Origin of the sequence: Nitrospirillum guaranorum (genome assembly GCF_034653275.1) — a bacterium.
Taxonomy (GTDB): domain Bacteria; phylum Pseudomonadota; class Alphaproteobacteria; order Azospirillales; family Azospirillaceae; genus Nitrospirillum.
Genome location: NZ_JAYEES010000004.1, coordinates 1,402,673 through 1,416,869, shown reverse-complemented (window position 1 = coordinate 1,416,869; position 14,197 = coordinate 1,402,673). Strand labels below are relative to the sequence as shown.

The following is a 14,197-nucleotide window of genomic DNA, read 5'->3' as shown; positions in this document are numbered from 1 at the left end:
GGTCAGATCACCCGTGCTTCGGTCTTCAGCTTGGCCACCAACTCCTGGACGGAGCCCACCTTCACACCCCCGGCCCGCTTCGGCGGCTCCGCCACCTTCAGCGTCTTCAGCCGCGGCGTCAGGTCCACGCCCAGGGCGGCGGCGTCCACCGTCTCCAAGGGCTTCTTCCTCGCCTTCATGATGTTGGGCAGCGAGGCGTAGCGCGGCTCGTTCAGGCGCAGGTCGGTGGTCACCACCGCCGGCAGCTTCAACTCCACCGTCTCCAGACCGCCGTCGATCTCGCGCGTCACGGCCACGCCGGCTCCCATTGGCCCCTCGGCCGGCACGACCTTGCTGGCGAAGGTGCCCTGGGCCCAGCCCAGGAGTGCGGCCAGCATCTGGCCGGTCTGGTTGGCGTCGTCGTCGATCGCCTGCTTGCCCAGGATCACCAGGCCGGGCTGTTCCTTCTCGGCCAGCGCCTTCAGCGCCTTGGCCACGCCCAGCGACTGCGTCTCCACATCCGTCTGCACCAGGATGGCGCGATCCGCACCCATGGCCAACGCCGTGCGCAGCGTCTCTTGCGCCTGGCTCGGGCCCACGCTCACCACCACGATCTCGGTGGCCTTGCCCGCCTCTTTCAGGCGAACCGCCTCCTCAACCGCGATCTCGTCGAACGGGTTCATCGACATCTTGACGTTGCCGAGATCGACGCCGCTTTCGTCAGGCTTGACCCTGACTTTCACGTTGTAGTCAATGACCCGCTTGACCGCGACCAGCACCTTCATTCGCTAATATCCTTGATAAATCAAAATGGTACTGCTTATGCCACCGGCCATTCCAGCATCAGACTCGTGTAGGAGATGTTGATGCCCGGTTGGAAGGTCGGGGCGCCTGCGGCCAACCGGAAATCAGGGATGCGGGTCAGCCACTCTTCCAGGAAGATCGTCAATTCAGATCGTGCCAGGTTGGCGCCGACGCAGCGGTGCGGCCCTTGACCGAAGGTGCCCACGCTGTTGATCCGGCGTGAGAAGTCGACCTTCAGCGGGTCGGGATACGCGGTATCGTCGAAATTCATCATGGCCGGCGGGGCGATCACTTGGTCGCCCGCTTTCACCAAGGCTGGCCCGACCTCCCGGTCCACAACGCACAGGCGACCGGTCCCGGCGGTGACGGTGGGAAAACGGCGGAGCAGTTCCTCCACAGCGCTGCTGATCAGGGCCGGGCTCTCAAGGATTTGGCGGCGGTGATCTGGATTTTCCGCCAGAAAGCGGGCGAAGAAGCCCAGGGTGTTGGCCACGGAGTCAAGCCCACCGATCAACAGCAGCGTGCACATGCTGAGCAGCTTGTCCTCTGTCATGCGGACGCCGTCGATCTCCTGCAGCGACAGCCAGCTGATAAGATCGCTGGCGGGGTTTTCGCGCCGTGCATGGACGATGGGGGCGAGATAGGCGGCCAAGCCGCGGATGGTCTCCGCCTTGTTGCTGCCGGGGCGGATGATCTTCGCCACCTCTTCCAGCAAGCCCAGGCGATGCTCCTCCGGCAGGTCGACCAGACGCAGGAAGACGATGATGGGCAGTTGGAAGGCGAAATCCGTCATGAAGTCGCATCCGCCCTTGGGCTTCAACCCCTCGATCAGCTCGATAGCCAATTGCCGGACGCCCGGCGCCAGTTCCGCCACCCCCTTGCGCGACAGCGCCACCGACAGGTGGTGACGGTATTTGGTGTGGTCGGGCGGGTCCTGGTGGATGGGGGTGAAACCCTCACCGGTCGGGTTGTTGCCGCGTGGCACCACCAGCATGCGGCTGGAGAAGCCATCGCTGTCGCGCAGGACCTGGTTCACCAGCTTGGCGTCGGCCACATACCAGTGGCCACCGTTGTTGCGCGTCCAGAAGATGGGCGGTGCCTTGCCCTTCAGCTTGTACAGTTCCTCGAAGAAGTCCGATTCCGGGGGGCCGGGGGCGTAGACGTCATAGTCGTACACCAATTCGGGGGGGACATGTGCTGGGACATCCATGTTCATCGGATATACGGGCATGCGGGCTCACTCCTGGGGCCGAGAACCGGCCGTCAAGCCCATGGCCCATGCGCTTAGCCGGTTCCAGAGCAAATGACGGGTGGAGGCGAAGTTGTGCATATGCGCCATCGTTGGCGTGATGCTGAGGGTGATGTCTTGGCTGTGGGGAAAGGCGGCCGGCTCTTGATGAGGGTTCAAACTGGTGTCGCGTTCGCCAAAGCCCAGAAAGACGGGAACGTGCGTGGCCTTCGCTTCCTCAGCGACGAAGCCAGGGGACATCATGGCGACGACGCAATTGGGAATGGTCAGGCTGCCGAAGGGCGGGGCGGTCCGTCGAAGGGGGTATCCGCCGGCCATATCCGCCGCCAGGATATCGGATGGCACGTCCTCCCAATGGAATGGATAGCGGAAATCGACGACGCCCGCGGCTGACTCCACGACGGAAAGGTCGGCGCCCTTGGTTTGGCGGTCGTATTGATAGGTATCGATGCCCTGCTGCACCTCCGCCGTGGTCCGTTGGGGCAGCACGGTATGAATGGCGCTGTATCCCAGGACAGCGATGGCGTCGAAACAGGCGTGGCGTCCCTGCATCAGAATGCTGACGCCCCCGCCCATGGATTGCCCAGCCCCGATGAAAAGGGCATCGGGCAGGGCGGGCACAAAGTCCGCCAATGTCCCGCGGCGTATTTGCTCCATGACCGCAAGTACGGCCTTCGAATTGGCGTCGGCGATGTCCTCGATCGTCAATCCCGCGAGATCGTCGATACAGCTGCCGCCAACCCCCAGGTGATCGTAGGCGATCACCACATGCCCTCGGGAGGTGTGGTGCTCAGCTTGGCTGTAGCCGTGGTGACCGAGGAAGGCCATGTCGTAATAGCCCCGGGCATAGCCGCCACCAGGGGCGAGAAAAATCACGCGGCCACTCGGGAGGCGGTCGCCCGGCGCGAAGGCGGTCATGGCGATCCACCTTTTTTCGTCCACGGGCACGGTGAAGTCCATGTGGCGCATCATTGCGGGCTAAATCCTTGACGTCTGACCGCGAAACATGCGGCAACCCGGGTGTTTCGCGGGATGCAGTAAGGGCGGAACCAATGGGCGTGATCAAGGCGGTGGGGTAGGGGATCGTATCCTTGATGTCATGGGCGTGGGTCTGGCGCGGCGGGGCGGTTGTGGCATGGATGAGACGTTGGCCGGAACGGTGTAGCCACCAGCCTGTGATCCCATGGACATCATGCTTTGAAGGAAGGTCCCCATGCTCAAAATCACCTTTATCGACCCCGACGGTCATCGCCATGACCTGGAGGCTGAAGAGGGGCAGTCGGTGATGAAGGTGGCCGTCGCCCACGGCGTGCCGGGCATCGAGGCTGACTGCGGCGGGGCCTGCGCCTGCGCGACCTGCCATGTCTATGTCGATCCGGATTGGGCGGCGGCGACCGGGGCCGCCAATGGTGATGAGGCGGCCATGTTGGAATACGCCGTGGAACCGCAACCGACCTCGCGGCTGTCCTGCCAGATCAAGATGGGGCCGGCCCTGGACGGCCTGCTGGTGCGCATACCCCTCAGCCAACATTGACATCACGGCGTCCGAGAAGGCCCCGGGCATGACGCCCGGGGCCTTTTTTGCGTCAGCTGACCAGGAACCCGCCGTCGACAGCCAGCGCCTGGCCGGTGATGGCCCTGGCGGCCGGACTGGCCAGGAACAGGCAGGCGTGGGCGATGTCTTCCGGCTGGCCCATCATGCCCAAAGGCACCCGCCCCGGCTGGGTGATGGGCCCGCCGATCTCCAGCCCACGGGCGCGCATGTCGGCGGTGGCCTCCCGCGCACCTTCCGTGGCGGTGCCGCCGGGAAGAACAGCGTTGACGCGGATGCCGTGGGGGCCGGCTTCCAGCGCGCTGGTGCGTGTCAGGTTGGTCAGGCCGGCCTTGCTGGCGTTGTAGGCGGCGTTGTGGAAGACCACCGCCCGCTCGCCGCTGACCGACGAGACGTTGACGATCGCCCCGCCGCGGCCCGCCGCGATCATACGCCGCAAGCCTTCCCGCACGGTGAGGAAGGAGCCGCGCATGTTGACGGTATGGATGCGGTCCCATTGCTCCACCGTCATGTCCAGCAGCGGATATTTAGGAAAGATCGCCGCGGAGTGGATGAGGATGTCGACGCCGCCGAAGGCATCGATCGCCTGGTCGTAGAGCGACTTGACCGAGGCTTCGTCGGAGATGTCGATGGTGGCCGCGATGGCCTGCCCGCCCGCCGCCATCACCAGCCCGGCGGTCTCATGGGCGGCATCGGCCAGGATGTCCGCCGCCACGACACTGGCGCCGGCCTTGGCGAAAATCTGCGCGACGGAACGGCCAATGCCACGCGCCGCCCCCGTCACCACCGCCACCTTGCCGTCAATACGGAAGGGGGTCTCTGCACCATCGGTCATTCCGTCGCCTCTCTCGCTGCTTTCCCGCATTGGATGCTGTCCCGGACAGGCCGGGCGCGACCCCCTTATTAGCGCAGGTGCGGCGGCGCCGTTGGGGAGAGGGTGCAGACATCACACCCATGTTGGCTTGCGGGCCCTGGCTGCCCTTGGGAAGGGCGCCTTCCTATGATGCCCCCGAAGAGGAACCGGGGATCAGGGGACTGACATGGGCGTGGGTCTGGAGGAACAGCGCGGGGTGGTTGTGGCGGGGGCGGGCCAGGCGGCGGCGCAACTGGCACAGTCGCTGCGCCAAGGGGGCTATGCCGGGCCCATAACCCTGGTGGGTGACGAAAGCGCGCTCCCTTACGAACGGCCGCCTCTGTCCAAGGACTATCTCGGCAACAAGCGTGACGCGGCCCAGCTCCTGCTCCGCCGGCCCGAGTTCTGGGCCGAGCGCCAGGTGTTCGTGCGGCTGGGCCAGGCGGTGGTGGCCGTGGATCGGGCCGGTTCCAGCGTCACGCTGGCGGATGGCACCGTCCTTGCCTATGCCTGGCTGGTCTGGGCCACCGGCGGCCGGCCGCGCCGCCTGCCGTGCCCGGGTGCGGATCTGCCCGGTGTCCATACCATCCGAACCATCGCCGACATTGACGCGTTGAAGGCCGACTTGATCCAGCCGCGCACGGTGGTGGTTATCGGCGGCGGCTACATTGGTCTGGAGGCCGCGGCGGTTCTGCGCGGCATGGGCTTGCCGGTGACGGTGCTGGAGGCGCAGGAGCGGCTGCTGGCCCGCGTCACCTCGCCCGTGGTGTCGCGGTTCTTCCTGGATCTGCATCGTCAGCACGGGGTGGATGTTCGCCTGGGCGCCGCCGTTCGACGCCTGGTCGGGGCGGAGCGGGTGGGTGGCGTGGAACTGGCGTCCAGCGAGGTATTGCCCGCCGACCTGGTGGTGATGGGGGTGGGAATCACGCCCAATGTGGAGGCTCTGGCGGTGGCGGGCCTGCCCTGCCCGAACGGGGTGGCGGTGGACGCCCATTGCCGCACCGTCGACTCCCGTATTCTGGCCATTGGCGATTGCGCCCTGCACCCCAGCGTGCATGCTGGCGTGCCCATCCGGCTGGAGTCCGTGCAGAACGCGATCGACCAGGCGAAGACGGCGGCGGCGACCATCCTGGGCGCACCGCAACCCTACACGGCGCTGCCCTGGTTCTGGTCTGATCAGTACGCCGTCAAGATGCAGACGGCCGGCCTGTGCCTGGGCTATGACCAGGCGGTGGTGCGTGGGGACGCGGCCGGCCCATCCTTTTCCGTCGCCTATCTCCGCGATGGACGGCTGGTCGCAATTGATTGCCTGTCGGCGCCCAAGGACTTCATGGCGGGCAAAAGCCTGGTGGCGGCGCAGGCGAGGGTGGATGTGGAGCGGTTGGCCGACCCCAAGGTGGACCTGAAGGCCGCCCGCTTGGAGGCTTGAGGCACGGCCTTCAAGCTCCCGCTATCAGCACCGTATCGCCTCCGCCTGCAGAAAGCTCAGCCTGAGATCCTGGACGCCCCGGTAGGCGTCCCGCACGGCCTCGCCGATGCGGGCCACCGTCTTGGCGTCGCCGATGCGGATGACCGGCACGGGACAGTCGGCCAGTTCTTCGGCAAGACGGGTATCCGGCACAAGCCCGTGGGCCAGAAGCACCCCGGTCGCGGGTTGCGTCAAGGCTTCCCCGTTGTCCTTTCTCAGCACGACGTGATCATTCTCGATCGCCGTCAGCTGAGTGTGGTCTAGGATCCGGATGGCGTCATTGGCATGCAGGCGCTTCAGCAGATGCATGCGGTACAGCGGTTCCGCGTTCCGTGCCAGGAACTGGGCGGCCGACCGGCTGACCAGCAGAACATGGTGGCCCAGCTTGGCCAGATGCTCCGCCGTTTCGGTCCCCGTCTCGCCGCCGCCATAGATCACCACAGGGCAATCGGCGGTGGACGGGGGCAGATTGACCCCGCCGAGTAGGACTTCGAACGCTGGCCCCGTAGGCAGCCCTTTACTGCCGCCCAGGGACAAGGGGGCCTGGCGCGATCCGTTGGCCAGGACGATCACAGCCGGCCCTGCGTTGAGAAGGGCGTCAGCGGTCAAGGCCATGCCGGTGTGCACGGTGACGGTGCTGGCCGCCAAGCGGCGCAATAGGAAGTCCCGGTACCAGAACAGCTTTTCCTTGCCCGGCGGCGTTGCCGAGGACACCAGGTTGCCGCCGAGGGAAGGGCGCTTTTCATAAAGCGCGACCTGGAACCCCGCCTGGTCCAGCAGCAGGGCAGCGGTAATCCCACCCGGGCCCGCCCCCACCACCACCGCCCGGTGGCCGCGCCCGAAGGCGTCGATGACGGGGTCGGTTTCGTGGCCGCACCGGGGATTCTCCGCGCAGCTGACACCCCGGTTGCCCCCCGTTTCCTTGATGCACCAGTTGCAGGAGGTGCAGGGACGGATGTCGCCCGCCTTGCCGGCCCTGGCCTTCTTTGGCCACAGCGGGTCGGCCAGCAGGGCGCGGCCCAGGGAAATGATGTCGGTATCACCCCGGGCGATCGCGGCGTCCGCGGCTTCCGGGTGGCGGATCACGCCGGCGCAAATGACCGGCTTTCCCGTGGCCTCCCGGATGCGCCGCGCCATGGGCAGCCGCCAGCCTTCGGCGACCGACATCGGTTCGACGATGACGTCAACCCGGTCCAGGGACCCGCAGGAGATGTCGATGGCGTCGACGCCAGCCTCGCAGAGCCGGGGGGCGATCCGCTCGCCGTCCTCGACCGTCAGCCCACCGTCGATGAAGTCCGACACGGACATCCGGTAGAGCAGTGGCCGGTCGCCGATGGCCGCCCGCACGGCCCGGACGACCTCCAGCGGAAAGCGCAGCCGCCGCTCGAAGTCGCCGCCCCATTCGTCGTCGCGCTGGTTGACCAGGGGGGACAGGAACTGCTGCAGCAGATAGCCATGGGCGCCGTGCAGCATCACGGCGTCGTAGCCCGCCTGGATCGCCATGGCGGCGGCCCCGGCATAACGCTGGATCAGGCGGTCCATCTCATGAGCGTCGAGGGCACGCGGCACCGAGTTGAGATAGGGGGACTTCAGGGGCACGGCGGACGGGGCGACGGGCTGGCGCCCGATCACCGCTTCCCGCGACTGCCGCCCGGCATGGCTCAGTTGCACGCAGGCGCGGGCGCCGGCCGACTGTATGGCGGCCGCCAGCTTGCCATGGCCGGTGCGGTAGAACGGCGTGTCCAGCCGGAGCTGCGGCGCCAGCGAGCTGAAGCCGTCATGGCCGTCTACGCAGGTGAACTCGACCACCACCATGCCCACGCCGCCGAGGGCGCGCTCGCGATAATAGGCGATGAGCTCTGGCGAGACAGAACCATCGGCATTGCCGAGATGGCTCTCCATGGGCGCCATCATCAGCCGGTTCTCAGCCGCATGTTCCGGATGTCGAAGGGGGCGAATAGGTTCGGAAATTCCATGGCTCTCTCCTCCGTCAGCGCTCTGGGGGCGCTTGGCAAAGGAAGTGTAGGCGCGGGCGCCATCCTCGGATAAGAGCCTAACAATTGAAGACAGTATTTTGGTTTTCTAAATCTACAAACGACAAAATATTCTATTCATTGGCGAGCGTTATATCATCAAACGGCAGCCATAAATATGATGGCGGTTGAACTCGACTTCTCCTCGCGCCATCAATCCCTGGGACCGAACAGTTGCAGGTGGCGGCGGTGAAGGAGGCACCGAGGCTGGATACGTTGAAGCAGAATGACCAAGGCTAGATCGTCAAACCACCTGTGGACGAGGCAGGCCATACGTTTACATTGTTCGACAAATTCAAATTTGTTCAGACTTTTTCGAACATATTCAGACATGTTCGGAACATGTCTGAATTTCTTCCCTCCCGGTACCTAAGCCATGAGGCTGCGTGGCATGGAGGCCTTGGAATGGTTAGCCCGTATTCATGTGGTTCAGGCCGCGTTCAATCGGCGCGGCGGTTTTAGCAACGACTGGCAGACCCGCCAGTTACTGGGGTGGCGCTTAGGTTCGTCCCAAGCGCCATCAAACGGAAGCCAGACAAGGCCAATCATGTGGATTCCGATTCGCGCCATTCGGTGGCGATTTGAGTGCGGGACAGATGCGGGACAGCGTTCGGGTAGGGTAAGAAGAGCGGGTAGCCACGACGGCGGTGTCCAGAGCGCGGGACAAGTGCGGGACAAACGACACAGCAAAATCCAGTGTTTCGCAGCGCTCTACAGCACAAGAAACCCAGGAAATCCGCCGATAATCCGCTTGGTGCCTAGATTTGATTTCGCCCTTTCACGGCGGCGACACGGGTTCGAATCCCGTAGGGGACGCCATGGCTTTTAAGCCATGGATATTGCCTGGAAATCGTGGGTCACCGGCGGGCGCTTCGGCGATGCTCCCATAGTGCCGCCGTCGGCCAGCTTCCAGGCACCTCGGGTGACACCATCCCCAGGATGGCGCCGCGCTGTGGTCTTGGCGAAAGCCTGCCGCTCCCGTTGGGTCTCGTGATTTCCCCGGGGGACCAGGATGATGCCGACTTAGGGTTCGGCCAGCCAATGTGACAGGTCCATCCGCAGAAGGCGGGCCAAAGCCTCCACGGGCCCGGCATACAGCTCGATGAGGGCGCGTCGCAGCGGCGGCGGCAAGGGGGCTGATGGCCCCTCGAATACCGCCTGCCTCAGGGCTTCCTCCGGTATCGCCGCATAAACGTCGGCGTCGATGCCGATGTGCCCGCATAGCCGGGACAGGAAGGCGCGGGGCTGTGACCGCAGGTCGTCGAAAAGGGCGATCATCAGTTGCTCAGGCGGATAGACGGATCGCCAGCGCAGAATTGTCTCCGCATAAGCACCCCGGCGACGGGAACCGGCGGACCGGAAATGGTCCAGGAACCAGCGCTCGGACGCTTCGTCCAACGTCATCTCCGCCCTCAAAACCGCCATGCGCGCCGCCGACCACGCCCGGTCGATGGGGTTGCGCAGCACATAGAACAGGCGCAGATCCGGACACAGCGCATGCAGTTCATGAATGGCGTCGGTGTCGATGGTGGCGTAGGCGGGGGTGATCTCCCCTGACCATAGTCCGGGCCGCCTGGGACCGAACGTGTCCAACCACCAGGTCGCGCCGAGGTCCCGACGGGCGTTCCAGAAATGAATTTCCTTGCCCGCTGGAAATCTAACGTGCGGGTGGCGCGACAGATTTTCATAAATCCAGGTCGTGCCCGATTTTTGGGCCCCAATGCCTAAGAAATTCGGCCCAATCACCGTGACGCGCCCGCTACCGATAGCCTGTCAGCCAGTGGGGGCCCGCGCCCCCTCTTCCCCAACCATTATAGGCCGCTGCTTCGCTCGTGGCGGATAAAATTCGGCTCCTGAACCAAGAACCGTTCCGGATGACGATTTCAAAGCTCTTGTTCACTCGTCGTTGAATTTGGCGGCTTCCCGGTACGCTTGTCGTCCTGTACGGTTCATGGTATCGACGTAAGTAGCCGTGCTCCGCAGCATGATAGTATTTGGGAAGGCGCTGTCAATTTGCGGAGAATTAAGGGACCCGGATAGTGCGTACTGTATGCTTTTCTGATTTTTCCAGTAATGTTGTAATTATTTCGATACTGGATAGGGATGGTTACCCGCCTGTCGGTGGCATCGCGCTGACGACGGCCCAGCGGACGTTCGACCGGGTCCTGGATGCGTCCATCCTGGTCAGTAACCCACCTTTCAAACCTTTCGTGTGTTCGGTTCTGGGATTTTCACAGCTCGAAATCGATGCCGGCTGGGCCGAGATCCGGGTAAGCCATCGCGGCGGTGAGGTGGAAACCGCCAAAATCCGCATCGCGGCGCCCGGTGTCGCCGTTCCGTCCTCCACCGCCTTTTCCAAGGAGGCGCTCCGCGTCACGGTGGAACATCTCCGCGCCTCCGGACTGCCGTTGGCCCGCGCACTGGCCTTCGGCAACCTCATTGCCGCATCCGCGGCGACGGGGGCGGCCTCTTTCGCCGGCACGCCGCCGGTCGGAGGCGACACGCCGGCGGACCCGGTCGCTGCCACCATCTCCCCCCATTTCGATGCAGATTTCTACCGGGCGACATATCCGAGCTTGCTTTCAGAAGGTGGCGCGGCATCCGCCGCCGCTCTGCTGCGGCAGTATTGTGAGGTCGGCTGGCGGCAGGGGCGCAACCCTTCCTCCACCTTCGACACCGCTTATTATCTGGCCGCCAATCCCGATGTCGCCGAGGCGGGTGTGAACCCGTTCTGGCACTATATCGTGGCGGGCAGGGAAGAGGGGCGGCGGGGATGTCCGACGGACCGGCACCGGCGGGCCATGCTGCGAATTCTATCCGCGCAGGACGAGAAGATCGCCGACGTCGCTCAGCCCCCCCTCGCCATCATCCGGATATCCCGCGCGAGGTTGACGGAAGCGCTTTCGTTCGAGGGACCCGTTCCGGCTGTGTCTGGCGCCGAGGCGCCTGAAGGTGGTGTGCGGGGGGTGGTCGTCGCCATCGATCTTGGCCCCGCTGCTGTTCCCTTGGGTGGCCGCGATGTGCTGATCCGCAACGAGCGGCGGCGCCTCATCGCCCTCGGGTATCGTTATATCCACCTTCGCCCCGGGGCACTGCCGCCGCCGAACCACCGTGACGGGCCGGCGGCGGACGGGGTCGAGGTGTCGGTCGATGGCGTGCGGGTGGGGGTGTCGGACTACGCGGAGCTGGCCCATGTCCTGGCCGAGGGTCCGGGTGCCCACGCGCCGCGCCGACTCTTCACGGTTCATGGCATTCCGGGCCATGACATCACGGGCGTGATTGCCGTGCAGCGGGCGTTACGGCCGACGCGCAACTGGTTTTGGATCCACGATTTCTCATCCCTCTGCGCCAATCCGCTGCTGTTGCGCAACGACCTCTCCTTCTGCGGCGCCCCTCCGCCGGAGAGTCCGGCCTGTGGCATTTGCCTGTATGGCAAGGCGCGGCGTCATCACCTGCCCTTGGTGACACAGCTGTTCAACGCCATCGATTTTGATGTGATCGCGCCGTCGCGGTCGGCGCTTGCCCTCTGGCAGGCGGCGGGGCCCCTCCGGTGCTCGTCGAGCGCCGTGCGGGCACAGAGCCGCTTGGCGGAACAAGGGGTGCGCCGCTTGCCGGGCGATGACGACTCCCCGCTGGGCTTGCCGGACCTCCCCGTCCGCGTCGCCTTCGTCGGCAGCCCCAGCTTCCACACCGGGTGGGAGGTGTTTGAGGAACTGGTCCAGACCCTCCAGGGCTGCTTCAGTTATCGTTTCCACCATATCGCCCCGCTCGGCAACTTCCGGCACCTTGCTGGTGTCGTCGAGGTGCCCATACCTGCCATGGATGGCCCCGGGACGAACGCGCCCCTACCGGACGAGGGCGCGCCCACCCTGGCGCAGGTGCTGGCAGGCGACGGCATCGACCTGGTCCTGGTGCCGACCGTTCTGCCGGAAACCGTATCGTTCGTCGTGCACGAGGCGGCGGCGGCGGGGGCGGACGTGGTGGCGCTGGCGGATAGCGGTGACGTCGCCGATGCCATCCTGGGGCAGGGCTGCGGCCGTGTGTTCGCCAGCGACCGCGCCTTGCTCGATTTCTTCACCACCTTCGAGGCGGTCGCCCATGTCCGCGATCGGCTTCGGGAGGGGGTGGCCACAGGCCGCGTGGAGTACGGCGACGCGACGGCGTCCGTGGTGGATGGGCTTGAGGGCGTCGAGAGGATTGAGGGCTAAGGCATGACCGGCGTCCATTGCTTCACCAGCTTCACTTACACCTATCTTTCCCGGGCCCGGGTGTTGGCCCAAACCCTGCGCCAAGTTCATCCCGACTGGACCATTTGGGCCCTGATAGTCGATGACCTGCCGGAGGGTGTGCCGGCGGAAGAGGCCCATGCCGGGTTCGACCGGGTGGTTTTCGCCCGCGACCTTGGCATCCCCTCCTTCGACAGTTGGATTTTCCGTCATGACCTGGTGGAGGCCTGCACGGCCGTGAAGGGCCCGATGCTGGTGGAGATGTTGCGGCAGGGGTGCGACACCGTCGTCTATCTTGATCCCGACATCGCGGTGTTTTCATCCCTGGATGATGTGTTGGCCCGGCTGGACGACGGCGCCATCCTGCTGACGCCGCATCAGATCGATCCCAACGACACCCGGTCCGCCATCGCCGATAATGAGCTGGGGTCGCTCCGGCATGGTACCTACAACCTGGGTTTCATTGCCGTGCGGAATGGGCCGGAAGGCCGCCGCTTCGCCGGCTGGTGGGCCGACATGCTGCGGCAAGCCTGTTACAACGACCCGGCGGCGGGGCTGTTCACCGATCAGAAATGGTGTGATCTGGTGCCGGCCTTTTTCGATGGGGTCCACGTCGTGCGCGACCCCGGGTGCAATGTCGCCAGCTGGAACCTGAGCCTTCGACGGGTTGAGATCGGACGGGACGGCGACATCAGGGTCAATGGCAGCCCCCTGAAATTCTATCATTTCACCAAGGTGAACGCGGACGGCGACGCGATGACCGCGCGCTACGCTGACGGCAACCCCCATGTCCACGAGATTTGGCAGTGGTACAAACGGGCCATCGCCGCGCAGGGAGTGCCCGGCATTCCCGAAGGCTGGTGGGCCTATGGTCGGTTCGACAACGGCATCGCGGTTTCCAAAGCCATGCGCCTGCCGTTCCGGGATGACCTGGGGCTGGCCACCGCCTTCCCCCAGCCCTTGCGCACGGGGGCCAAATCGTATTTCGACTGGCTGCTGCGGGAAAAGCCGGAGCTTGTGAGGCAGGCCGCCACCGGCTTCATCGTCATGGGCATGCACCGCAGCGGGACGTCGGCGCTCGCCGGTTGGTTTGGCGGCCGTGGCGTTTGCGCGGACGACCGGTTCATCCAGGCCAGCCAGGACAACGCTGACGGCTATTGGGAACATGAGGAGTTGGTCACCCTTAACGACCTGCTGCTGGCCGCCGCCGGAACCGACTGGCGCACCATTGATGCTGTTTCCGGCCAGGATATCCAGCGGGCGGGCGCCGTCTTCGCGAACCGGGCGGCCGCTTTCCTCAGGGGCCTCTCGCGCGGGCGGCCGCTTTGGTTCATGAAGGACCCCCGGCTGTGCCGCACCCTGTCGTTCTGGCAGCCCCACCTCGATGCGTTGCCGGCGCGCATCTGCTACCTGCATGTTCTCCGCGATCCCTGGTCCGTGGCGCGCTCCCTGGCGCGGCGCGACGGATTCAGCGCCGCGCACAGCCACCTGCTGTGGGCCCTGCATAATTTGGAGGCCGAGGCGCAAACCCGCGGGCGGCCCAGGGTTTGGCTGCATTTCGATGCCATGGTCACAGGCGGCGACCCGGTGGTCTTGTCGGCGATCCGGCAGCGTCTGCCCGAGGGCGTCGCGCCAGCCGCGGAGGGAACGGAAGGGCCGACCATCCGCCCCGATCTGGTCCGCGCCGCGGGGCCGGCAGGCGACGTCGCGGAGGCGCCCTTCGACATCGGCCGCCTGTATTACTTGCTGGGGGCGCTGTCGCAGGACGATGGTCAGGCATCCCTCCTGGCGGATTTGGACGGGATGCGCATCCAGATCGCCGCCCAGGTGCTGACGTACCGGTCGCTGCTGCTGGGTCATGAACGGGATGACCTACGGGCCCGCGTGACGGCCATGGCTATCCAGGCGCAGGAGCGGCTCGAGCTGTGGCGTCAAACGGACGAACAACTGCGGATCGTGACGGAGCAGCGCGACCGCGTCCTGCGCTTGCTGCAGGAGCGCCGGGGCCAGTAGCCGGGGCGTTCGGCGCGCCA

Annotated in this window: 10 protein-coding genes; 4 read left to right on the top strand and 6 right to left on the bottom strand. The window is 65.4% G+C overall.

The features are described 5' to 3' along the window. Window positions 1-2 precede the first annotated feature (2 nt). The 3 genes from UAJ10_RS27955 to UAJ10_RS27945 are packed head-to-tail and all read right to left on the bottom strand — an operon-like array spanning window position 3 to window position 2,992. The gene (locus UAJ10_RS27955) at window positions 3-764 is read right to left on the bottom strand and encodes an electron transfer flavoprotein subunit beta/FixA family protein (RefSeq protein ID WP_322918657.1); all 762 of its coding nucleotides are present in this window, start codon (window positions 762-764) and stop codon (window positions 3-5) included. Between the two features lie 35 nt (window positions 765-799). Then, a complete protein-coding gene (locus UAJ10_RS27950; RefSeq protein ID WP_322918656.1) occupies window positions 800-2,014 on the bottom strand; it encodes a cytochrome P450 in 1,215 nt (404 codons plus the stop codon). Window positions 2,015-2,020: 6 nt separating this feature from the next. Then, window positions 2,021-2,992 carry an alpha/beta hydrolase gene (locus UAJ10_RS27945; protein ID WP_322918655.1) on the bottom strand — a complete coding sequence of 324 codons (972 nt, stop codon included), beginning with the start codon at window positions 2,990-2,992 and terminating at the stop codon, window positions 2,021-2,023. Window positions 2,993-3,245: 253 nt separating this feature from the next. Here UAJ10_RS27945 and UAJ10_RS27940 point away from each other — a divergent pair, with 253 nt between their 5' ends. Beyond that, window positions 3,246-3,566, top strand: a complete 321-nt coding sequence (locus UAJ10_RS27940) for a 2Fe-2S iron-sulfur cluster-binding protein (protein WP_322918654.1) — start codon at window positions 3,246-3,248, stop codon at window positions 3,564-3,566. Window positions 3,567-3,618: 52 nt separating this feature from the next. Here the strand turns inward: UAJ10_RS27940 and UAJ10_RS27935 are convergent, their stop codons facing one another. Next, window positions 3,619-4,419: an SDR family NAD(P)-dependent oxidoreductase gene (locus UAJ10_RS27935; protein ID WP_322918653.1), complete on the bottom strand. Its 801-nt coding sequence runs from the start codon at window positions 4,417-4,419 to the stop codon at window positions 3,619-3,621. Window positions 4,420-4,624: 205 nt separating this feature from the next. On the opposite strand from UAJ10_RS27935, the gene UAJ10_RS27930 reads away from it, so the two are divergent. After that, window positions 4,625-5,866, top strand: a complete 1,242-nt coding sequence (locus UAJ10_RS27930; RefSeq protein WP_322918652.1) for an NAD(P)/FAD-dependent oxidoreductase — start codon at window positions 4,625-4,627, stop codon at window positions 5,864-5,866. A gap of 24 nt (window positions 5,867-5,890) precedes the next feature. Here UAJ10_RS27930 and UAJ10_RS27925 read toward each other — a convergent pair whose 3' ends face one another. Beyond that, the gene (locus UAJ10_RS27925; protein ID WP_322918651.1) at window positions 5,891-7,819 is read right to left on the bottom strand and encodes an oxidoreductase; all 1,929 of its coding nucleotides are present in this window, start codon (window positions 7,817-7,819) and stop codon (window positions 5,891-5,893) included. A 1,142-nt stretch (window positions 7,820-8,961) separates the two neighbouring features. After that, window positions 8,962-9,684: a sulfotransferase gene (locus tag UAJ10_RS27920; RefSeq protein WP_322918649.1), complete on the bottom strand. Its 723-nt coding sequence runs from the start codon at window positions 9,682-9,684 to the stop codon at window positions 8,962-8,964. 293 nt (window positions 9,685-9,977) lie between these two features. Between UAJ10_RS27920 and UAJ10_RS27915 the strand changes: the two genes are divergently transcribed. Next, complete coding sequence (locus UAJ10_RS27915) at window positions 9,978-12,146, top strand: hypothetical protein (protein ID WP_322918648.1); 2,169 nt, start codon at window positions 9,978-9,980, stop codon at window positions 12,144-12,146. Between the two features lie 267 nt (window positions 12,147-12,413). Next, window positions 12,414-14,177, top strand: a complete 1,764-nt coding sequence (locus UAJ10_RS27910; RefSeq protein ID WP_322918646.1) for a sulfotransferase family protein — start codon at window positions 12,414-12,416, stop codon at window positions 14,175-14,177. Window positions 14,178-14,197: the final 20 nt, after the last annotated feature.

Excerpts from the sequence above, each read along its gene's own strand:
- UAJ10_RS27955 (WP_322918657.1), bottom strand. The coding sequence starts at position 764 with ATGAAGGTGCTGGTCGCGGTCAAGCGGGTCATTGACTACAACGTGAAA.
- UAJ10_RS27950 (WP_322918656.1), bottom strand. The coding sequence starts at position 2,014 with ATGCCCGTATATCCGATGAACATGGATGTCCCAGCACATGTCCCCCCC.
- UAJ10_RS27945 (WP_322918655.1), bottom strand. The coding sequence starts at position 2,992 with ATGGACTTCACCGTGCCCGTGGACGAAAAAAGGTGGATCGCCATGACC.
- UAJ10_RS27940 (WP_322918654.1), top strand. The coding sequence starts at position 3,246 with ATGCTCAAAATCACCTTTATCGACCCCGACGGTCATCGCCATGACCTG.
- UAJ10_RS27935 (WP_322918653.1), bottom strand. The coding sequence starts at position 4,419 with ATGACCGATGGTGCAGAGACCCCCTTCCGTATTGACGGCAAGGTGGCG.
- UAJ10_RS27930 (WP_322918652.1), top strand. The coding sequence starts at position 4,625 with ATGGGCGTGGGTCTGGAGGAACAGCGCGGGGTGGTTGTGGCGGGGGCG.
- UAJ10_RS27925 (WP_322918651.1), bottom strand. The coding sequence starts at position 7,819 with ATGATGGCGCCCATGGAGAGCCATCTCGGCAATGCCGATGGTTCTGTC.
- UAJ10_RS27910 (WP_322918646.1), top strand. The coding sequence starts at position 12,414 with ATGCTGGTGGAGATGTTGCGGCAGGGGTGCGACACCGTCGTCTATCTT.